17 protein-coding genes are annotated in these 20,271 nt (G+C 58.8%); 8 read left to right on the top strand and 9 right to left on the bottom strand.

The window, feature by feature from the left end; all coding sequences use genetic code 11:
• Positions 1–37 precede the first annotated feature (37 nt).
• Entirely contained in the window at positions 38–1,342 is a 1,305-nt protein-coding gene (locus MT962_RS01750) for an inosine/guanosine kinase (protein WP_024557380.1), read from the top strand.
• A gap of 108 nt (positions 1,343–1,450) precedes the next feature.
• Here MT962_RS01750 and ybaL read toward each other — a convergent pair whose 3' ends face one another.
• Positions 1,451–3,139, bottom strand: coding sequence for a YbaL family putative K(+) efflux transporter (ybaL, locus tag MT962_RS01755; RefSeq protein WP_247364307.1), 1,689 nt, complete (start codon positions 3,137–3,139; stop codon positions 1,451–1,453).
• A gap of 552 nt (positions 3,140–3,691) precedes the next feature.
• On the opposite strand from ybaL, the gene ushA reads away from it, so the two are divergent.
• Entirely contained in the window at positions 3,692–5,341 is a 1,650-nt protein-coding gene (gene ushA / locus MT962_RS01760) for a bifunctional UDP-sugar hydrolase/5'-nucleotidase UshA (protein ID WP_247364312.1), read from the top strand.
• Here ushA and ybaK read toward each other — a convergent pair whose 3' ends face one another.
• The 3 genes from ybaK to copA all read right to left on the bottom strand — a co-directional run bounded on the left by ybaK (position 5,342) and on the right by copA (position 9,457).
• Positions 5,342–5,821 (bottom strand): Cys-tRNA(Pro)/Cys-tRNA(Cys) deacylase YbaK, encoded by a 480-nt coding sequence (gene ybaK / locus MT962_RS01765; RefSeq protein WP_024560602.1) that lies wholly within the window; start codon positions 5,819–5,821, stop codon positions 5,342–5,344.
• Between the two features lie 80 nt (positions 5,822–5,901).
• The gene (locus MT962_RS01770; RefSeq protein WP_188723148.1) at positions 5,902–6,699 is read right to left on the bottom strand and encodes a TraB/GumN family protein; all 798 of its coding nucleotides are present in this window, start codon (positions 6,697–6,699) and stop codon (positions 5,902–5,904) included.
• Positions 6,700–6,952: 253 nt separating this feature from the next.
• Entirely contained in the window at positions 6,953–9,457 is a 2,505-nt protein-coding gene (copA, locus tag MT962_RS01775; protein ID WP_247364318.1) for a copper-exporting P-type ATPase CopA, read from the bottom strand.
• A gap of 104 nt (positions 9,458–9,561) precedes the next feature.
• Between copA and cueR the strand changes: the two genes are divergently transcribed.
• Both cueR and MT962_RS01785 read left to right on the top strand, forming a co-directional pair.
• Entirely contained in the window at positions 9,562–9,969 is a 408-nt protein-coding gene (gene cueR / locus MT962_RS01780; protein WP_024557374.1) for a Cu(I)-responsive transcriptional regulator, read from the top strand.
• 376 nt (positions 9,970–10,345) lie between these two features.
• Positions 10,346–10,837 carry a M15 family metallopeptidase gene (locus tag MT962_RS01785; protein ID WP_024560599.1) on the top strand — a complete coding sequence of 164 codons (492 nt, stop codon included), beginning with the start codon at positions 10,346–10,348 and terminating at the stop codon, positions 10,835–10,837.
• 72 nt (positions 10,838–10,909) lie between these two features.
• On the opposite strand, the gene MT962_RS01790 is transcribed toward MT962_RS01785, so the two are convergent.
• From MT962_RS01790 to tesA, 5 genes are all read right to left on the bottom strand, one after another.
• Entirely contained in the window at positions 10,910–11,377 is a 468-nt protein-coding gene (locus MT962_RS01790; RefSeq protein ID WP_048887226.1) for an NfeD family protein, read from the bottom strand.
• Positions 11,374–12,291 carry an SPFH domain-containing protein gene (locus MT962_RS01795; protein WP_024557371.1) on the bottom strand — a complete coding sequence of 306 codons (918 nt, stop codon included), beginning with the start codon at positions 12,289–12,291 and terminating at the stop codon, positions 11,374–11,376. The genes MT962_RS01790 and MT962_RS01795 overlap by 4 nt, the downstream gene beginning before the upstream one ends.
• Before the next feature lie 97 nt (positions 12,292–12,388).
• The gene (locus MT962_RS01800; protein ID WP_024557370.1) at positions 12,389–13,243 is read right to left on the bottom strand and encodes a co-chaperone YbbN; all 855 of its coding nucleotides are present in this window, start codon (positions 13,241–13,243) and stop codon (positions 12,389–12,391) included.
• Between the two features lie 58 nt (positions 13,244–13,301).
• Positions 13,302–14,072 (bottom strand): SDR family oxidoreductase, encoded by a 771-nt coding sequence (locus MT962_RS01805; RefSeq protein ID WP_024557369.1) that lies wholly within the window; start codon positions 14,070–14,072, stop codon positions 13,302–13,304.
• A 28-nt stretch (positions 14,073–14,100) separates the two neighbouring features.
• A complete protein-coding gene (gene tesA / locus MT962_RS01810) occupies positions 14,101–14,730 on the bottom strand; it encodes a multifunctional acyl-CoA thioesterase I/protease I/lysophospholipase L1 (RefSeq protein ID WP_024557368.1) in 630 nt (209 codons plus the stop codon).
• Between tesA and ybbA the strand changes: the two genes are divergently transcribed.
• The 4 genes from ybbA to MT962_RS01830 all read left to right on the top strand — a co-directional run bounded on the left by ybbA (position 14,698) and on the right by MT962_RS01830 (position 20,249).
• Entirely contained in the window at positions 14,698–15,384 is a 687-nt protein-coding gene (ybbA, locus tag MT962_RS01815; RefSeq protein WP_024557471.1) for a putative ABC transporter ATP-binding protein YbbA, read from the top strand. The genes tesA and ybbA overlap by 33 nt on opposite strands.
• Positions 15,381–17,795 (top strand): putative ABC transporter permease subunit YbbP, encoded by a 2,415-nt coding sequence (gene ybbP, locus MT962_RS01820; protein ID WP_247364321.1) that lies wholly within the window; start codon positions 15,381–15,383, stop codon positions 17,793–17,795. The genes ybbA and ybbP overlap by 4 nt, the downstream gene beginning before the upstream one ends.
• A 175-nt stretch (positions 17,796–17,970) precedes the next feature.
• Complete coding sequence (locus MT962_RS01825; RefSeq protein WP_247364322.1) at positions 17,971–19,116, top strand: porin; 1,146 nt, start codon at positions 17,971–17,973, stop codon at positions 19,114–19,116.
• Positions 19,117–19,412: 296 nt separating this feature from the next.
• Positions 19,413–20,249 (top strand): MetQ/NlpA family ABC transporter substrate-binding protein, encoded by an 837-nt coding sequence (locus tag MT962_RS01830; protein ID WP_024560593.1) that lies wholly within the window; start codon positions 19,413–19,415, stop codon positions 20,247–20,249.
• Positions 20,250–20,271 lie beyond the last annotated feature (22 nt).

Consider the following 20,271-nt stretch of genomic DNA (forward strand, 5'->3'; position numbering starts at 1 on the left):
CCATTCCCCGCCTCATTAGCTATCACTATCCCGAACCATGAAATTTCCCGGTAAACGCAAGTCCAAACACTATTTCCCCGTTAACGCTCGCGACCCGCTGCTGCAGCAAATCCAGCCTGAAAGCGAAACCAGCGCCTCCTGGGTGGTGGGTATCGATCAGACGCTGGTGGATATTGAAGCCCGCGTAGATGACGATTTCGTCCATCGTTACGGCCTGAGTCTCGGCCATTCGCTGGTTATCGACGATGAAGTAGCGGAAGCCCTGTATCAGGAACTGGTTCGGGAAAACCTTATCACCCATCAGTTTGCCGGCGGCACTATCGGCAACACCATGCACAACTACTCGGTGCTGGCGGATGACCGCTCGGTGCTGCTGGGCGTGATGTGCAATAACGTGCAGATTGGCAGCTACGCCTACCGTTACCTCTGCAACACCTCCAGCCGTACCGACCTGAACTATCTGCAGGGGGTAGACGGCGCGATTGGCCGCTGCTTTACGCTGATTAGCGAAAACGGCGAGCGCACCTTCGCCATCAGCCCCGGCCACATGAACCAACTGCGTCCTGAAAGCATTCCGGAAGCGGTTATAGCAGGTGCTTCCGCGCTGGTGCTCACCTCTTACCTGGTGCGCTGCAAGCCAGGCGAGCCGATGCCGGACGCCACGATGCAGGCTATCGCTTATGCCAAAAAGCATAACGTGCCGGTGGTGTTAACCCTCGGCACAAAATATGTGATTGCCGATAACCCGCAGTGGTGGCGAGATTTCCTCAAAGAACATGTTTCCATTCTGGCAATGAATGAAGAAGAAGCGGAAGCGTTAACCGGGGAAAGCGACCCGCTGCTCGCCTCCGATAAGGCGCTGGACTGGGTGGACTTGGTGCTGTGCACCGCCGGGCCGGTAGGGCTTTACATGGCGGGCTTCACCGAAAACGAAGCGAAACGCAAAACCCAGCACCCGCTGCTGCCAGGCGCCATTGCCGAATTTAACCAGTATGAATTCAGCCGCGCCATGCGCTTTAAAGACTGTCAGCAACCGCTGCGCATTTTCTCCCACATTGCCCCTTACATGGGCGGGCCAGAGAAAATCATGAACACGAACGGCGCGGGCGACGGCGCGCTGGCGGCGCTGCTGCACGACATTACCGCTAATAACTACCACCGCACTAACGTGCCGAACTCCAGCAAGCATCAGTTTACCTGGCTTACCTATTCATCGCTGGCGCAAGTGTGCAAATACGCGAACCGCGTGAGTTATCAGGTGCTGAACCAGCACTCGCCGCGACTGACCCGCGGTCTGCCGGAGCGCGAAGACAGCCTCGAAGAGGCATACTGGGAGCGGTAATTCGGGGGTTTAAGGTGGGCGGCGCTTCGCTTACCACCTTACAGTGATTGCGGCTTTGGTCTCTTTCGCAGGGCGGGTACGCGAAGCGCGCTCGCCCTGCGCAGACGCTTAACTCACCGCTTTTTCCGGCGCGGTAATCGGCCCGGGCGCCTGCTCCAGCAACGAAAGCATCGTGTTAGCAATCTCCCGCTCGCCCATCACCACCTCGTTTGCGCCGCGCTCGGCGATATAATCCACCTCGTCGTCATAATGCGCCCGGGCGATAATCTCGATATCAGGGCGTTTTGCGCGTGCGGCGGCGACAATTTCGCCCGCCTCATAGCCATTAGGAATCGTCACCAGCAGCCAGCGCGCGCAGTCGAGATGCGCCAGCGACATAATCTCTTCGTTCGCGGCGTTGCCAAGCACGGCCCGGATGCCGCGCTCGCGCAAATCGTCCACCCGGCTGCGGGATGTTTCCACCACCACCAGCGGGATCTCCTGCGCCAGCAACCGTTCGCCCAGCAGGCTGCCCACGCGCCCGTAACCTACCAGCAGTGCGTGGTTGCAAATATCCACCGGGTTCTGCTGCTCTTCTTCGATGGCCTCTTCCAGCGTCTGCTCTTCCAGCGTTTCTGTTTTTTGCAGGAAGCGTTCCAGCAGCGCGAAGAGAATAGGGTTAAGCATGATGGAGAGGATCGCGCCCGCCAGCACCAGGTTTTGCCCGTTCTGCGGCAGCAGGTCGAGCGCCATGCCAAGACCGGCCAGAATAAAAGCGAACTCGCCAATCTGCGCAAGGCTGGTGGCGATGGTCAGCGCCGTGCGCTGTGAGTGACCGAACAGTTTCACCAGCAAAAACGCCGCCAGCGATTTGCCAAAAACGATAATCGCCAGCGTGCCCAGCACCGCCAGCGGCTCGTCAATCAGGATCATCGGGTCAAAGAGCATACCGACGGAGACGAAAAAGAGCACCGCGAACGCGTCGCGCAGCGGCAGCGTGTCGTGCGCCGCGCGATGGCTTAACTCCGATTCATTAAGCACCATGCCGGCAAAGAAGGCGCCGAGGGCGAAGGAGACATCAAACAGCTCCACCGCGCCGAAAGCGATGCCGAGCGCCAGCGCCAGTACGGCGAGGGTGAATAGCTCGCGCGAGCCGGTGGAGGCGCTGCGGGCGAGGATCCAGGGCACCAGTCGACGCCCGACCAGCATCATCAGGGCGATAAACGCCGCTACTTTGCCGATGGTGAAGCCCATATCGACGGCGAGTGAGGCAAAGCCGAGGTTGCCTTTTTCAAGCATTCCGGCCACCGCCGGCAGCAACACCAGCGTCAGCACCATCACTAAATCTTCGACAATCAGCCAGCCGATGGCGATTTGCCCACGCTGGCTGTCGATAAGCTGTCGCTCTTCAAGGGCGCGCAGCAGCACCACGGTGCTGGCGGTGGAAAGACACAGGCCAAACACGATGCCGGTCATCAGCGACCAGTCCATTAACGTTGAAAGCGCCACCCCAAGCAGCGTCGCGACCACAATCTGCGCCACGGCGCCGGGTATGGCGATGGACTTTACCGCCATCAAATCCTTGATAGAAAAATGCAGACCCACGCCGAACATCAGCAGGATAACCCCAAGCTCCGCCAGCTCCGGCGCAAGTTTGGTATCCGCGACAAAGCCTGGCGTGAAAGGGCCGGCCAATACCCCTGCCAGCAAATAGCCCACCAGAGGAGAGATGCGCAGCCGGTTAGCGAGCATGCCGAGTAAAAAGGCGAGCACAAGACCGCCGACAATGGTGGTGATAAGCGGGGTGGCGTGATGCATTCCGTCTCCTTTCGTTAGCAAAAAATCCACGCTTTGGCGAAAAGCCAAAACTCCGTTTTTTAGTTTATGACACTTTTTCTGTCAGTGTTTGTGAATAATCGGTGAATACCTCATAAAACTTTAAACAAAACTGAAAAAAAATGCCGACACGGCATATTCATAGCTTATGGCAAAAAGGCTTTGGATAATCGCTGATAACCGCACGAAGCGTTAACAACTTTACCCGGTTCTGGCGGGGATAAATTTCGCTTATCATGCACAAATATGACCTTAAAGTTTAAAAACCACTGCTAAGCGGAGCTTTTTGCATGATGTGGCTTCTGTTTTTCCCTGACGCTCAGTTCAATGCCTGAGTCTGCCGCGCTCACAGCGGTATCCGCGTCGGTTTTTCTGTGCGTTTTTTTTCACCCGTCGCTCAAAAATCTTCTTCTTCGCCATTGCTGCTAATGGTCGGTTTTTTCTCCCCGCCGCGTCATTAGCCTGAAAACCCTGTTGTCTATGCTTTCATGGCGCTGTAATTTCAGCGTTTACTTTGTGCCAGGGAGAGTTGTTATGAAAAGTACCAACAGGGTTATGGCGGCGGCGCTGATCTTCGCCGGGCTGGCGAGCAGTTCCGCATTCGCCTGGGAGCGAGATAAAACCTACAACATCACCATCCTGCATACGAACGACCATCACGGCCATTTCTGGCGCAACGACTACGGCGAATATGGCCTGGCGGCGCAAAAAACGGTGGTGGATAACGTGCGTAAAGAGGTTGCGGCGAAAGGCGGCAGCGTGCTGGTGCTCTCCGGGGGCGATATCAATACCGGCGTCCCGGAATCTGATTTGCAGGACGCCGAACCCGATTTTCGCGGCATGAACCTGATAGGCTACGATGCGATGGCGGTCGGTAACCATGAATTCGACAATCCGCTAAGCGTCCTGCGCCAGCAGGAAAAGTGGGCGAAGTTTCCTTTCCTTTCCGCCAATATCTACCAGAAGAGCACTAACCAGCGGCTCTTTAAGCCCTGGGCGCTTTTCAACCGCCAGGATATTAAAATCGCCGTCATCGGCCTGACTACCGACGATACGGCGAAAATCGGCAACCCGGAATTCTTCACCGATATTGAGTTTCGCAAGCCTGCCGATGAGGCGAAGCTGGTTATCCAGGAGCTGCAACAGACCGAGAAGCCGGATGTGATCATCGCCGCCACCCATATGGGCCACTACGACAACGGCGAGCATGGCTCTAACGCGCCGGGCGATGTGGAACTGGCCCGCAGCCTGCCTGCGGGGGCGCTGACCATGATAGTGGGCGGCCACTCGCAGGATCCGGTTTGCATGGCTTCGGAAAACAAAAAGCAGGCGGATTATGTGCCGGGCACCCCCTGCGCGCCGGACCAGCAGAACGGCATCTGGATAGTGCAGGCCCATGAGTGGGGGAAATATGTCGGTCGCGCCGATTTTGAGTTTCGCAACGGCGAGATGAAACTGGTGAACTACCAGCTCATCCCCATCAACCTGAAGAAGAAAATCACCTGGGATAACGGCCAGAGCGAGCGCGTGCTTTATGCCCCGCAAATTCCGGAGAACCCGCAGATGCTTTCGCTGCTTTCACCTTTCCAGCACAAGGGACAGGCGCAGCTGGGCGTGAAAATCGGCAGCGTGAATGCTCGTCTGGAAGGGGACCGCAGCAAAGTACGCTTCGTGCAGACCAATATGGGGCACCTTATCCTCAGCGCCCAGCTGGCGCGCACTAACGCGGATTTCGCCGTTATGAGCGGCGGCGGCATACGCGACTCCATCGAAGCGGGGGATATCACCTATAAAGATGTGCTGAAGGTGCAGCCGTTTGGCAACACGCTGGTCTATGTGGATATGACAGGCCAGGAGGTCGCGGATTACCTGAAGGCGGTCGCGCAGATGAAGCCCGATTCCGGCGCCTACCCGCAGTTCGCCAGTGTTAGCTTTACGGCTTCAGGCGGCGCGCTCAGCGATATCAAAATCAAAGGCGAGCCGCTGGACCTGGCGAAAACTTACCGTATGGCGACGCTCAGCTTCAACGCCACCGGCGGCGACGGCTATCCCGCCATCGACAAAAAGCCGGGTTACGTAAACACCGGCTTTGTGGATGCGGAAGTGCTGAAGCAGTTCATTGAACAACGTTCGCCGCTGGATGCGAGCGCGTTTGAACCTCAGGGCGAGGTGAACTGGCAGTAGTCAATCGCGACGGGCGATATCGGCGAACTGCGCGTCCAGCAGCTTCGCCAGATCGTCTGCTGCGAGCTCAATATCCAGCCCGCGTTTCCCGCCAGAGATATAAATGGTGGCGAACTCGCGGGCTGGCGCGTCAATCAGCGTCGGAAGGCGCTTTTTCTGCCCCAGCGGGCTGATGCCGCCCACCAGATAACCGGTGATGCGCTGCGCCACCATCGGGTCCGCCATATCCACTTTTTTCGCCCCTAACGCTTTCGCCACCTTCTTGAGGTCGAGCTGGCCGGAGACAGGCGTTACCGCCACGGCAAGCTGCTTCATATCGCCGTTGAGAGCCACCAGCAGCGTTTTATAGACCTGTTCGGCGTTCAGCCCAAGCTTGCGCACCACCTCGTCGCCAAAGTTGGTTTCGTGCGGATCATGGTCGTAAGCGTGAAGCGTAAACGCCACTTTCTGTTTTTCGAGTAATTTTATGGCGGGAGTCATAACATCCTTCCTTTGTCTTCGTCTGCCCTCAGCCTAACGGTCTGTAGCGGATAAAAATAGTACCAGCTTGCTCAGCGGGTTCAGGACGATTTGAGCAGCCCGGGCAGGTTGCCTTCGCCGTAAAGGTGCAGCGCGCCGACCGCCACCACATAGCGCCCGGGTGGCAGGGCGCTGAGATAATCGCGCCATTGCAGGTTGCGCTGGTGCATCAGCACATCGTAAAGATCGGAGCTGAACGTGGTGGGCAGCGTAACGTCCGTATTTTTAGGCGGCGTTTCCAGCCACCAGCTTATCATTAGCTGCAGCAGCCGGGCGTTGGTGTGCCAGTGGGTCAGCGTATCCTCCAGCAGCGAAAGGCCTTCCTGCGGCAGCTGTCGCAGGAGGTTTATCTGGCTTTGCGCCCCTTCAAGCTCCATCACCGGAACGGAAAATTGCTGCGCCGCCTGCAATAGCTGATAGTCGATGCCGAAATCAGGCCGCAAACCCAGGCGCTGCGCCTGATGCGCCTGCAGCGCCAGCGCCACTTGCCAGGCGGGTTGTTCATCCAGCCGGGAGAGCGAGAGGCCAAATTCGCCGGCAAATTTTTCCAGCTGCGCGAGCGTCTCGCCTTGCAGCCTTTCGCGCAGCGGCTGCGTAACCGCCTCGTTGCCAAAAGGCGAGACATCGCCGCGAATATCCGCTTCCACAATCAGCGCGTCGGCACGCTTGAGCTTTTCCAGCAGGCGGGCCGAGAGCGGCGCCATATCGGGCGTGCCCATATGGATGCTGCCGACCAGATGCAGGTAGCGGCCTCCAGGCAGCGTTACATCCAGCGCGGGCCAGGGATAAGCGGGGCGAAGCGGAGAAAAGAAGGCAATCAGACGGCTTAACAGACCCATAAGCGTTCCCTGACAAAAGAAAACCATGCTAGCGCGCGGCGGGGGAGGGTGCAAATCGCCGTCGTCGCCTGAAAGCGGGAAAATCGCTTCGCAGCCCGGGGAGCGACGTTACGGAGAAGAGAGGGTTACAGAGGGTACTGCCCCTCTCTTGCCAACGCAGAGAGGGGCAGGGCGGGCAAACAGCAGACAAAGCGCCTGTCTGAGGGCAGATAAGCCGCACCGCCCGGCGTCAACGCGCAATCAGGTTAACGGCTTACGCCTTCACCCTGAACCGCAACAGCCGGTTGGCGTTGCTGACCACCGTAATGGACGACAGCGCCATGGCGGCCCCTGCCACCACCGGGTTAAGCAGCGTGCCGGTAAACGGCCAGAGGATCCCGGCGGCGACGGGAATGCCCAGCGAGTTGTAAATAAATGCGCCCAGCAGGTTCTGCTTCATGTTGCGCAGCGTAGCGCGGGAGATAGCCAGCGCGTCGGCCACGCCGAGCAGACTGTGGCGCATCAGCGTAACGGCGGCGGTTTCAATCGCCACATCGCTGCCGCCGCCCATGGCGATGCCGACATCCGCCTGCGCCAGCGCCGGGGCGTCGTTAATGCCGTCACCCACCATGGCCACTTTGCGCCCCTCGCTTTGCAGGCGAATAATCGCTTGCGCCTTGCCGTCGGGCAGGACACCCGCAATCACGTCGTCGATACCCGCTTCTTTCGCGATAGCGTTAGCGGTGACCGGGTTATCGCCTGTGAGCATTACCAGCCGGTAGCCTTCACGATGCAGCCGGGCCAGCGCGTCCACGCTGTCGCCGCGCAGCGGATCGCGAATAGCGAACAGCGCCGCCAGCTTACCGTCGACGGCAAGCAGCACCGGCGTAGCGCCAAAGCCCGCCTGCTGCTCAATTGTCTGCGCTAGCGCAGAGGCATCAACATGCTGTTCTTCCAGCAGCGCGCGGTTGCCGAGCAGCAGCTGACGGCCTTCCGCTTTGCCGCTTACCCCCAGCCCTCGCAGGGTGCGAAAGCTGTTAACGGAAGGCAGCGTCATACCCTGCGCTTTCTCAAGGATGGCATGGGCCAGCGGGTGGCTTGAGCCTTGCTCCAGCGCGGCGGCGAGGCGCAGCGCGTCCGCTTCGCTAAAACCTTCAGCGGTGAACGTCTTCGTCACCTGCGGTTTGCCTTCCGTCAGCGTCCCGGTTTTATCAAACACCAGCGTGTCGACTTCGCTGGCGCGTTGCAGGGCGTCGGCGTCACGCACCAGCACGCCGGATTCCGCCGCGCGCCCCACGCCCGCAATGATAGACATCGGCGTGGCGAGGCCCAGCGCGCAGGGGCAGGCGATAATCAGCACCGTAGTGACAATCACCAGCGTATAAACAATCTGCGGCGCTGGCCCGGCGAAATACCAGATGGCGCCGCTGAGCAGGGCAATCAACACCACCACCGGCACGAACACGGCGGAGATTTTATCCGCCAGCTGGCCTATCTGCGGCTTGCTGCTTTGCGCCTGGCGCACCATGCGGATAATGCGCGAAAGGGTGGTGCGGCTGCCCACGGCGCTGGCGCGAAACAGCACGCTGCCGTCCTGCACGACCGTTCCGGCATGAATGGCATCGCCGCTGCCTTTTTGCTGCGGCACCGGTTCGCCGGTGAGCATGGCTTCGTCGAACCAGCCTTCGCCCTGGGTAATTTCGCCGTCCACCGGCACGCGGTCGCCGGTCGTAAGCCGCAGCGTCATGCCTGACTGCACCTCAGCCAGCGGCACGCTGTTCTCGCCGTTTTCGGTGACGACGCGCGCGGTGGGAGGCGTGAGATCAAGCAGTCGTTCCAGCGCTTTGGATGAGCGCTGGCGGGCGCGCTGTTCCAGCATATGGCCGAGGTTAATCAGGCCGATAATCATGGCGCTCGCCTCGTAATAAAGGTGGCGCGCTTCCATCGGGAAAAATTCCGGCCAGAGGTTGACGCTGATGGAGTAGAGCCAGGCGGCGCCTGTACCGAGCGCCACCAGGGTGTCCATGGTCGCCGCGCCGTTTTTCAGGCTTTTCCATGCGCTGCGGTAGAAATGGCCGCCTGCGAAGATCATCACCGCGAGCGTCAGCAGGCCGATAACCAGCCACAGGCTGCGGTTTGCGTCGGTGACCATCATGTTGTCGCCGAGCATGCCCCAGCCCATCACCGGAATGCCGAGCGCGAGCGCGACGATCGCCTGCCAGCGAAAGCGCTTCATGGCGGCGACCGCCGTCTGCTGCTGGCGCTCGCGGCGCTCCTGGTCATCTTCTATCGCTTCAGCGCCGTAACCCGCTTTTTCTACCGCGCCGACTAACTCAGCGGCGGAGGCGCTGCCCATTACCAGGGCCGTGCGCTCCGCCAGGTTTACCCGCGCCTGCCGGACGCCCGGCACCGCCTGCAGGGCGTTTTGCACACGGCTGACGCAACTGGCGCAGCTCATGCCGTTAATCAGCAACTGCTGGCTGTCGTCGTCAGGCTGCGCCTCTGCCGGAAGCGTGGAGGGGGCCGCTGTCAGTGCTTCCGGCGGGAGCGTTGACTCTGCCAGCGGCTCAGCCTTTGGGCGCGCGAGGGTTGCGTCGTACCCGGCCTGTTTAACGGTGTCGATAAGCGCATCGGCGCTGGCGCTGGTGATGACTTTTGCGCGATCGAGAGTCACTTCGGCCTGCTCAACGTCCGGGCGCTGCTCCAGACTCTCTTTTACGCGTTTCACGCAGTGGCCGCAGGAAAGGCCGTCCAGGGCCAGTTCAATGGTGTTTGACATAGTAACTCTCCTCTGTTGCTCAGAATGAGCTTGACCATAAAAAGGTTTTGCTTAACTGTGATAAAGCGTAAACCTTCCATCAAGGGGAAGGTCAAGGGGGGATAATGAATATTAGCGATGTGGCGAAAAAAACCGGTTTAACCAGCAAAGCGATTCGTTTTTACGAAGAAAAAGGGCTGGTGACGCCGCCGCTGCGTGGCGATAACGGCTATCGCACCTACAGCCAACGGCATCTGGATGAGTTAACGCTGCTGCGCCAGGCCCGCCAGGTGGGGTTTAACCTGGAAGAGTGCCGGGAGCTGGTGCACCTGTTTAATGACCCGGCCCGCCACAGCGCGGATGTTAAAGCCCGCACGCTGCAAAAAGTGGCGGAGATTGAGCGCCATATTGAGGAGCTTCAGTCGATGCGCCTGCATCTGCTGTCGCTGGCAAAGGCCTGTCCCGGCGACGACAGCGCTGACTGTCCAATCATTGATACGCTTTCCGGCTGCTGCCATCGCAGCGCAAAGTAAGCGGTAAAAAAGCGAGTGGTAACGTCGCCACATGCTAGCGCTGCTTTTTTAGTTCATCGCGCTGGTGAAATATATCCTTTGTGCCCATCGGGTCAGCGGAAAACTACGCGGTAAAATAAATCAGCGCGACAGCCTGTTACGTGCAAAAAACGCGAAGAAAGTATGATTGAAAATGACTAATCATGCTTTAGATTAATAATAAATAGTGAGCTTTATTAAACGCCTTTATTCTCCTGTGCAAGTTTTGGTTTAGTTGCGTGGGAACACTACTCATATTCTAAAAAAATAAAAATATCCTGCGGTCTGACGGGCAGTGCGCTCTATGCCGGAGATATTTCATCGCGATGAGTGACTATAAAAAGCGTCTGGAGCAATTATGTCCGTATATTCCTACGAGCATCCCTTAATAGGCAAGGTTACCTATGTTACCGACCATAACCCGCCGTTATACGGTGATACCATTAGTTTTATCAAGGGGTTTGAGCCCTCTTCGCAGCTTGGCTTTGTGCACATTCCGCAGCTTGAAGGCCGGGATAATGCTGACAGCGATCTCTTTTTTCATAAAAAAGCCCATAAACAATTACTGACAGTTTTTACGGAAATAGAAAAGCAGGGGCTGCTGGATATTATTACCCAGTGCAACACAGCATTTAAAATGCGCTTAAGACGACCAACCAGCGGCTATTTTAGTTCGCTGCCTTCTAATCACGCTTTTGGATTGGCGCTGGATATCAATCAGAACGACGGTATGGATGGGATTTCCTGCGCGCCGCTGGCGCCGGTTTTTCAGTATTACGGTTTTACATGGGGAAAAACGTTCAGCATGGCGCCGGATGCCACCCATTTCGAAATTAAAAAATTTCTCTGAAAAAAGGCAGGGAAGTCACAAGATGTTGAGTGCAGCATATTGGGGCAGCGCAGTAACCGGCTGCCCATTTTTTTATGCCGCTGGGGGAGTTTGAGTAAGGCGACGTACGCGCAGGCGGATGCCCTCAACGGCAATGACTTCCACCAGCGCGCCTGCCGGCATATCTTCGTTCGCGATAACCGGCCAGCTGCTGTCGCCCACGCGGACATGACCGTGACCGTTGCTAAGCGGGGCGTCCAGTTGCAGGCGCTGGCCGATAAGCTGCTGGCCGCGCTGGTTGAGCGCGGCATTAGCCCGGGGTTGCGGGCGCCGTGCGAGCCAGCGCCACCAGAGCAGGGCGGCGAGTACGGTCAGCACGGCAAAGCAGAGGCCCTGCCACTCCCAGCTAAACGGCAGCAGCCAGACCAGCAGCCCGGTAACCACCGCCGCCACGCCGCTCCACAGCAGGTAGCCGCTTGCGCCGAGCATTTCAGCGGCGAGCAGCAGGCCGCCGAGGCTTAGCCAGAAAGCGTAAGGATGCTCGAAGAAAAGCGCGATCATGGACGTTTCCGCTCGTTGCCGCTTTCTTTAATCAGCTCGCTAATACCGGCGATAGACCCCATCAGGCTGGAGGCATCCAGCGGCATCAGCACCACTTTGCTGTTGTTAGCCGCGCCAATCTGCTGCAGCGCCTCGGTATATTTCTGCGCCACAAAATAGTTTACCGCCTGAATATCGCCTGCGGCGATAGCTTCGGACACCATCTGCGTGGCGCGCGCTTCCGCTTCCGCGGAGCGTTCACGCGCTTCCGCCTGCAAAAAGGCGGACTGCCTGTCGCCCTCGGCGCGCAGGATCTGCGACTGCTTCTCCCCCTCGGCTTTCAGGATTTCCGCCTGGCGCACCCCTTCCGCTTCCAGAATATAGGCGCGCTTGGTACGCTCAGCCTTCATCTGCGCGTTCATCGAGGCGATAAGCTCTGCGGGCGGCCGCACGTCGCGAATTTCAATACGCGTGACTTTAATGCCCCAGGGGTTTGTCGCTTCATCCACAATGTGCAGCAGGCGCGTGTTAATGCTGTCGCGCTGCGAGAGCATTTCGTCCAGCTCCATCGAGCCGAGCACCGTACGAATGTTGGTCATGGTCAGGTTAATAATGGCAAGCTCAAGGTTGCTCACCTCATAAGCCGCTTTCGGCGCATCGATAACCTGAATGAAGCAGACTGCGTCAATGGTAACGTTGGCGTTGTCTTTTGAAATCACCTCCTGAGAGGGGATATCCAGCACCTGCTCCATCATGTTGATTTTGCGGCCTATGCGATCCATGAAGGGGACAACAAGGCTAAGACCGGGCTGCAGGGTTTTGGTGTAGCGGCCGAAGCGTTCTACCGTCCACTGGTAGCCCTGCGGCACAATTTTGACGCCAGCGGCGACAATCACCAGCGCGACGAAGATAAGAACCGGGATCACGATAAGCATTAAAAAAACCTCCTGTTATTTTGCTGCTTATTGTAGCGCCGGAAGACGACGGGCGCAGCGCCCATCGTCATCCGAATCCAGGTATTGACGAGAGGTATTAATACAGCAGGGAGTAGAGCTGACGGCGATATTTAGAAGCCAACTGGTCGCCGGTGCCGAGCGCGGCCAGGATCTCCTGGAACGTTTTACGCACCTGGCCGTCGCCTGCCGCCAGATCTTTTTTCAAATGGCTGAACAGCAGCTCCAGCGCCTCTTCGTTGCGACCCACCTGGTGAAACTGCAACGCCAGCTGCGCAGCGAGCTGCGCATCCTGCGGGTTTTGCTGCACCTGCTGTTGAAGCTGTTGAATCTCCGGCGTATCCGCCGCCTGACGCAGCAGGTCGATTTGCGCCACCAGACCCTGATAGCGGGTATCCTGATCCTGCAGCGGAATGGTTTTCAGCACCGCTTCGGCCTCATCGGCGCGGCTTAAGGCCAGCTGCGTCTGGGCGAGCAGCAGACCGATTTCGCTATCCTGGTTCGACATCTGCCAGGCTTCTTTCAGCAGCGGCAGCGCGGCGGCGTGGTCGCCTTGCTCAATCAGCTGCATCGCCTGCTGGGCTTTCAGCTCCTCTTCGCGCGGCAGCACTTTTTCCAGCAGCGCGCGGATAGCCTCTTCCGGCTGCGGCCCCTGGAAGCCGTCTACCGGCTGGCCGTTCTGGAAAAGATAAACGGTAGGAATGGCGCGCAGGCCGAACTGCGCGGCGACCATCTGCTCGGCGTCGCAATCCACTTTCGCGAGGATAAACTGACCATTGTACTGCGCGGCCAGCTTCTCCAGCACCGGCGTCAACTGCTGGCAGTGCTGGCTACGATCGGACCAGAAATAGAACAGCACCGGCACGGAGACGGATTGCTCCAGCGTCTGGTGCAGGTTCGCTTCGGTAATGTTGACAATATTCTGTACGGACATGAGTCACTCTCTGTTGTCGATTTCTTTTTTACATGGGGGCGAGCGCGTCGCCTTCAACTTAGCCCTGTAAAATTTTGTCCATCGCGCGGGCGGGCAGCAGGCGCTTAAGCAGGCTGACGGCGTGCGTCACCATCGTGACCGGATAACGAATTTTGGGCCGCGGGCTTTCAAAAGCATGGCGCACCTTTGCCACTACCGCCTCCGGTCCCAGCGTAAAGCGTGCGGCGATGCCCGGGTTTTCCACCGGTTTGTCCGTCTGCGTCTGGTTAACGTTATCCGTGAATCGCGTGCGGATAGGGCCCGGCTCAATCAGGCTCACCTTAATGCCGCTGTGGCGAAGCTCCATGCGAAGGGCGTCGGACCAGGCCTCAAGCGCATATTTACTGGCGGCGTAAGCACCGCGCCCTGGCGTGGAGATAAGTCCCATCACCGAACTGGTATTGACGATGCGCCCTTCCTGGTGCGGCAGCATGGCGGGTAAAAGCAGCATGGTGAGCTGGTGCGCGCCGAAGAAATTTGTGGCGAATTGCTGCTCCATCTGCTCGCGGCTGATAGTGGTGAGCGGCCCGTAAACGCCAAAGCCGCCGTTATTAAAAATGCCGTACAAACGGTTATTGGTAAGGCGGATAACCTCAGCTGCCGCAGCCTCGACGCTCGCGGGCGAATCGAGATCGAGCAGTACGCCGGTAAATCCTTGCGCGTTCATGCGCTCGACATCTTCCGGCTTGCGGCAGGCGGCAAGCACGCGAAAACCCATGCGCTGTAATTCGATGGCGCTGGCCAGGCCAATGCCGCTGGAACATCCTGTAATTAAGAGTGATTTTTGCATAACTTTACCCGCTCCCGGCCCCTCAGGGTCAGGAGTCGTGTTTAACTAAAGGGGCCAGCCGCGTCGCCATCCAGTCTGCGATATAAGGCTGAGCGTCGCGATTGGGATGAATGCCGTCATCCTGCATCCACTGCGGTTTAAGGTAGATCTCCTCCATAAAAAAAGGCAGCAGCGGAGCGGAGTACTCTTTCGCAAGTTCGGGGTAGATGGCGCTGAAGCTTTCGGTATAGCGACGGCCATAGTTGGGCGGCAGGCGAATCTGCATCAGCAGCGGTTCAGCGCCCGCCGCTTTTACCTGCTCGATAATCTGGCGCAGGGTTGCGGCGATGGCGTCCGGTGCAAAACCGCGCAGCCCGTCGTTGCCGCCAAGCTCTATCAATACCCAACGTGGTTTATGCTGTTCAAGCAGGGAAGGCAAACGGGCGAGCCCCTGCTGCGCGGTGTCGCCGCTGATGCTGGCGTTCACCACGCGGGTGTCGCGCTGCTGCCACTTATCGTTAAGCAGCGCAGGCCAGGCGGCGTTGGCCGCCATGCGATAGCCCGCGCTCAGGCTGTCGCCAAGAACCAGCAGCGTGTCCGCCGCCGCGGCGCGAAAACTTACAAAAACAAACAACAGGAAAGCGAGATGCCAGCGGAAAACAGCCTTGAAGTTCATCATCTTTTTAAATCCGTCGGTCAGGGGGAACACGCGCTCTCCATCCTCACCGGAGTTGAGCTGGTTGTCAAACCAGCCGAAACCATCGCCCTGATTGGCGAGTCGGGCTCAGGCAAATCAACGCTGCTCGCAATCCTGGCCGGGCTCGACGACGGCAGCAGCGGGGAGGTGCGCTTGCTCGGCGAACCGCTGCATAACATGGACGAAGAGGCGCGCGCCCGTCTGCGGGCGAAGCATGTCGGCTTTGTATTTCAGTCGTTTATGCTGATCCCAACGCTTAATGCGCTGGAAAACGTCGAGCTGCCCGCGCTGCTGCGGGGCGAAAACGACAAGGCGAGCCGCGAACAGGCGAAGCGGTTGCTTGAGCAGCTCGGCCTTGGCAAGCGGCTCGACCATCTGCCCGCGCAGCTTTCCGGCGGCGAGCAGCAGCGCGTGGCGCTGGCCCGCGCCTTCAACGGCCGCCCGTCGGTGCTCTTCGCCGACGAGCCCACCGGCAACCTCGACCGCCACACCGGCGATCGCATCGCCGATCTGCTTTTTTCCTTAAACCGCGATCACGCCACCACGCTGATTCTGGTCACGCACGATCCGGAGCTGGCGGCGCGCTGCGACAGGCGCCTGCGCCTGCGAGACGGCAAATTATGGGAGGAAGCATGATAGCCCGCTGGTTCTGGCGCGAATGGCGCTCCCCCTCGCTGCTGATAGTCTGGCTGGCGCTCAGCCTCGCGGTGGCCTGCGTGCTGGCGCTCGGCACCATCAGCGACCGCATGGAAAAAGGCTTAAGTCAGCAGAGCCGGGAATTTCTTGCAGGCGACCGGGCGTTGAGAAGCTCGCGCGCGGTGCCGGAGGACTGGCTTCTGGAGGCTAAGCGCGATGGCTTGCAGGCGGACAAACAGCTCTCTTTCACCACCATGACGTTCGGCGCCGAAGCGCCGCAGCTCGCCAGCGTGAAGGCCGTGGACAGCGTTTATCCGCTTTACGGCGCGCTGCAAACCGACCCGCCGAATCTGAAGCCGCAGCCGGGCCGGGTGTTGCTGGCGCCCCGGCTGATGGCGCTGCTCGGGGTGAAAGCAGGCGACAGGATAGACGTGGGCGACGCCACGCTTACCGTTGCGGGAGCGGTTATCCAGGAACCGGACGCGGGCTTTAACCCTTTTCAGATGGCGCCGCGGCTGTTGATGCATTTTGATGACGTGGAAAAAACCGGCGCGGTGCAGCCCGGCAGCCGCCTGATGTGGCGCTATAAATTCGCCGGCACGCCTGCGCAGATTAAGCGTTACGAAGACTTTCTGCTGCCGAAGCTTAAACCCGAACATCGCTGGTACGGCATGGAAGAAGATGACGGAGCGCTGGGTAAATCCGTTGAGCGGTCGCAAAAATTCCTGCTGCTCTCGGCGCTCTTGACGCTGTTGCTGGCGGTGGCCGCCGTGGCGGTGGCGATGGGGCACTACTGCCGCAGCCGTTACGATCTGGTGGCTATTCTCAAGACCCTCGGCGCGGACAGCGCCGCGCTGCGCAAGCTTATCGTCGGGCAGTGGCTGCTGGTGCTCACGCTCTCCGCCGTGGCCGGGGGGCTGGCGGGAAAAGTGTTTGAGGCGGTGCTGATGCATCTGCTCAAACCGGTGTTGCCCGCCGACCTGCCTGCGGCGAGCTTCTGGCCGTGGCTGTGGGCGGTGGGGTCAATGGCGGTGATTTCGCTGCTGGTAGGGCTGCGCCCGTACCGGTTGCTGCTCGCCACCCAGCCGCTGCGGGTATTAAGACGAGATGCGGTGGCCAACGTCTGGCCGCTGAAGGTTTATCTGCCCGTCATTACGCTGGTGGTCGTGGCGCTGCTCGCCTGGCTGATGGGCGGCAATATGCTGCTCTGGTCGGTGCTGGCAGGGGCCGTGGTGCTGGCGCTGCTTTGTGGCCTGGTGGGGTGGGGGCTGCTGCGGGTGCTGAAGGGGCTGACCATCAAGGCGTTGCCGCTGCGCCTTGCGGTTAATCGCCTGCTGCGTCAGCCCTGGCAGACGCTCAGCCAGCTCGCCGCGTTCTCGCTCTCCTTCATGCTGCTGGCTTTGCTGCTGGTGCTCAGGGGCGACCTGCTCGACCGCTGGCAGCAGCAACTGCCGCCGGAAAGCCCGAACTATTTTCTGATTAATATCGCGCCGGAACAGCTTGAGCCAATGAAGGCGTTTCTTGCCGAACGGCAAATTGTTCCCGAATCGTTTTATCCCATCGTGCGGGCGCGGCTGACGCAGATTAACGGTGCCGCCACCGCAGGCAACCAGGATGAGGCGCTCAACCGCGAGCTTAATCTCACCTGGCAGAGCCGGAAGCCGGAACACAACCCCATCACCGCTGGCCGCTGGCCGCCGAAAGCGGGCGAAGTGTCGATGGAGGAGGGGCTGGCGGCGCGCCTTGATATTCATATCGGCGACAGCGTCACCTTCACCGGCGATACGCAGGATTTCACCGCGAAAGTTACCAGCCTGCGTAAAGTGGACTGGGAGAGCCTGCGGCCCAACTTCTATTTTATCTTCCCGCCGGGCGCGCTCGACGGCCAGCCGCAAACCTGGCTTACCAGCTTCCGCTGGGAAAACGGCAACGCCATGCTGGCGCAGCTTAACCGTCAGTTCCCGACGGTGGGCCTGCTGGATATCGGTGCCATTCTGCGCCAGGTCGGCCAGGTGCTGGAGCAGGTGAGCCAGGCGCTGGAAGTGATGGTGGTGCTGGTCACCATCTGCGGCATTCTGCTGCTGCTCGCCCAGGTTCAGGTGGGGATGCGTCAGCGCCATCAGGAACTGGTGGTTTACCGTACGCTGGGCGCAGGCAAAAAGCTGCTGCGCGCCACGCTGTGGTGCGAATTCGCCGTGCTTGGCCTGGTAGCGGGGCTGGTGGCGGCCATCGGCGCGGAAACGGCGCTCGGGATATTGCAAACCCGGGTGTTTGATTTCCCGTGGGAGCCGGACTGGCGGCTGTGGGGCATCCTGCCGCTTTGCGGCGCGCTGCTGCTTTCGCTCTGCGGCGGCTGGCTTGGCGTGCGATTGCTGAAAGGGCGGGCGCTGTTCCGCCAGTTCGCTGGTTAACGTTTGGACATGCCGCGCCGGTTTTTCTGCCGGTTCGGCGTGTTTTAACAGCATCAGATAATAAAAATCTGATATTTAGTAGCACGATTTAGTAAAAAACCGCCAACACGCCCGGATTAATCCTGGTTATTATTCGCTTGCTAAATGTTATACGGCAATTTATCAAGGGAATAGAATGACTATAAAAATGAAAGCGCTGGCGGTATCCGTCGGCGCGGCAGTGGCACTGCTTTCTTGCGCCGCTCAGGCGGAAATCACCGTTCTTAAACAAGACCCGCAGGCGGGCAATCCGCTGAGCCGTCTTAACTTCACCGTTGGCGGCAGTATTCGTCCGCAGTTCCAGAATATGACCGGGGACGACGGTAAAAACAGCTACAAGCGTAACGGCTTTGACGGCGGCACCCGCTTCCGCTTTGCTGCCGATTACTATCTGTTTGATGATATTAGCTGGGTGAGCTACTACGAGCTGGGCGTCAATATTCCGGCGCAGTTTAACTGGGATCACCACTATGCTGACGGCGCTCGCGACACGTCGCGCCGCATGCTCTATACCGGGCTGAAGAGCGATACCTGGGGTTTGCTGACCTTCGGCCAGCAGAACAGCGTTTATTACGATGTGGTCGGCGTGAAAACCGATATCTGGGACTATGACATGATTGGTCAGGCCCCGGGCAACGGCATCAACGGCGATTACGATGGCTCTTACCGTTCGCGCAAGATGCTGAAGTACAGAAAAACCGTAGGCGATGCCGATATTTTTGCCTCCTACCTGTTTGAAGACAGCGAATTTCTGCCGGGCAACGGCCTGCGCTACAAGCGTAAAGGCGGCGGTTCTTTAGGTATTGATTACCATCTGACCGGCGATCTCGCCTGGGGCGCGGCGTGGAACTATACCCGCGCGGATATGCGTAACCCGGACAACCACGACAGCAAAACGTACGATCAGAATATCGTAGGCACCGCGCTGAGCTGGACGCCGGATAACTGGACAATCTCCGCAGGTGGCGGCTGGTATCAGAACTTCATGACCACCAAAAAAGTCGCGGTGAATGACTATTTCGCGGGCGACGCCTGGGGCATTGAATACTTCGCCGGTTATAAGTTCCCGGTGGGGCAGTATGCGGTGAAATCCATTCAGCCTTACTTTATGGGCGACCGTATTGAATACGTTAACGGCCGCAACTACCAGCGCATCGACAATGGCGTAGGCGTCAGCGTCCAGCTGGATTACGGCTTCCGTGTCGATTACGAACACGTCTTTACCTCCAGCACCGACGACCTGGGCGATATGAACCTGGTGCGTCTGCGTTACGACTTCTAAACCGCGCGCCCGGCACGCCTTTATCTGCCGGAGCGACAACGCGTTTAACCCCAACGCCGGGCAGGCATCCGCCCGTCCGGCGTTTTCCCGCTCTCCTGCTATGCAAATTCACAAAATGCATAAGCTTATTGCTCTCTATTCAACGACATATCCGGCTACATCTTGAAATAATTTCAAGGACAGCGCCTTGCGATCTGTGCCATGTTAAGCAACGCCTTTATCCACAGGGCAAGAAAGGATTGCGCCGCATAGCACGGCGCACCACACAGCAACGCAACGTTTTAAATGGAGAAGTTATGGGATTGCGTCACTCGTTTCGCGCCGCAACCGGCGCGCTTTTGCTGGCCTGCGGGCTACAGCTCGCGCATGCCGGCAGCGACCCGCACACTATCGTTTTCGGCGTAGCGCCGGGACCGTATGGCGACATGGTAAAGCAGGCTATCGCCCCTTCGCTTAAAGAGAAAGGCTATAAAGTCGTGGTGCGCGAGTTCAGCGACTATGTGCAGCCGAACATGGCGCTCGCCAACGGCAGCATCGACGCCAATCTCTTCCAGCACTCGCTCTATTTTGAAAAATTCACCGCCGACAAAGGGCTGAAGCTCACGAAGCTGATTACCGTGCCCACGGCAGGGATGGGGCTCTATTCGCGCAAAATCAAAAGCGTCGACGAGCTGAAAAAAGGCGACATCATTACGCTTTCCAACGACCCAACCAACCTGGCGCGCGGCCTGCGCTTTTTGCAGTCGCTCGGGCTTATCACCATCAAAGAGAACATTGACCCGACGAAAGCTTCCGAGCGCGATATCGCCAGCAACCCGAAGGGGCTGGTCTTTAAGCCGCTGGAAGCCGCGCAGCTGCCTCGCACGCTGGATGGCGTAACCGCTTCGCTGGTAAACGGCAACTTCGCTATCGCCGCGGGCCTTAAGCTCTCTACCGCCCTGAAGCAGGAACAGCTGGATGAGAACCTGAAAAATATTATCGCGGTGCGCACGGAAGATGCGGACAAACCTTTCGCGAAAGATATTGTTACGGTCGTGAAATCCCCGGCTTACGCCGCGGTGATCAACGATCCGAAAAACATCTATAACGCGTTTCAGCAGCCGGACTGGATGACGGCGGCGAAAAAACAGTAAGCGCATCGCTTTTGCGCGGGCA

The organism is Franconibacter sp. IITDAS19 (genome assembly GCF_023079515.1).
In the GTDB taxonomy this organism is placed as follows: domain Bacteria; phylum Pseudomonadota; class Gammaproteobacteria; order Enterobacterales; family Enterobacteriaceae; genus Franconibacter; species Franconibacter pulveris.

Excerpts from the sequence above, each read along its gene's own strand:
- MT962_RS01750 (WP_024557380.1), top strand. The coding sequence starts at position 38 with ATGAAATTTCCCGGTAAACGCAAGTCCAAACACTATTTCCCCGTTAAC.
- ybaL (WP_247364307.1), bottom strand. The coding sequence starts at position 3,139 with ATGCATCACGCCACCCCGCTTATCACCACCATTGTCGGCGGTCTTGTG.
- ushA (WP_247364312.1), top strand. The coding sequence starts at position 3,692 with ATGAAAAGTACCAACAGGGTTATGGCGGCGGCGCTGATCTTCGCCGGG.
- ybaK (WP_024560602.1), bottom strand. The coding sequence starts at position 5,821 with ATGACTCCCGCCATAAAATTACTCGAAAAACAGAAAGTGGCGTTTACG.
- MT962_RS01770 (WP_188723148.1), bottom strand. The coding sequence starts at position 6,699 with ATGGGTCTGTTAAGCCGTCTGATTGCCTTCTTTTCTCCGCTTCGCCCC.
- copA (WP_247364318.1), bottom strand. The coding sequence starts at position 9,457 with ATGTCAAACACCATTGAACTGGCCCTGGACGGCCTTTCCTGCGGCCAC.
- cueR (WP_024557374.1), top strand. The coding sequence starts at position 9,562 with ATGAATATTAGCGATGTGGCGAAAAAAACCGGTTTAACCAGCAAAGCG.
- MT962_RS01785 (WP_024560599.1), top strand. The coding sequence starts at position 10,346 with ATGTCCGTATATTCCTACGAGCATCCCTTAATAGGCAAGGTTACCTAT.
- MT962_RS01790 (WP_048887226.1), bottom strand. The coding sequence starts at position 11,377 with ATGATCGCGCTTTTCTTCGAGCATCCTTACGCTTTCTGGCTAAGCCTC.
- MT962_RS01795 (WP_024557371.1), bottom strand. The coding sequence starts at position 12,291 with ATGCTTATCGTGATCCCGGTTCTTATCTTCGTCGCGCTGGTGATTGTC.
- MT962_RS01800 (WP_024557370.1), bottom strand. The coding sequence starts at position 13,243 with ATGTCCGTACAGAATATTGTCAACATTACCGAAGCGAACCTGCACCAG.
- MT962_RS01805 (WP_024557369.1), bottom strand. The coding sequence starts at position 14,072 with ATGCAAAAATCACTCTTAATTACAGGATGTTCCAGCGGCATTGGCCTG.
- ybbA (WP_024557471.1), top strand. The coding sequence starts at position 14,698 with ATGCCAGCGGAAAACAGCCTTGAAGTTCATCATCTTTTTAAATCCGTC.
- tesA (WP_024557368.1), bottom strand. The coding sequence starts at position 14,730 with ATGATGAACTTCAAGGCTGTTTTCCGCTGGCATCTCGCTTTCCTGTTG.
- ybbP (WP_247364321.1), top strand. The coding sequence starts at position 15,381 with ATGATAGCCCGCTGGTTCTGGCGCGAATGGCGCTCCCCCTCGCTGCTG.
- MT962_RS01825 (WP_247364322.1), top strand. The coding sequence starts at position 17,971 with ATGACTATAAAAATGAAAGCGCTGGCGGTATCCGTCGGCGCGGCAGTG.
- MT962_RS01830 (WP_024560593.1), top strand. The coding sequence starts at position 19,413 with ATGGGATTGCGTCACTCGTTTCGCGCCGCAACCGGCGCGCTTTTGCTG.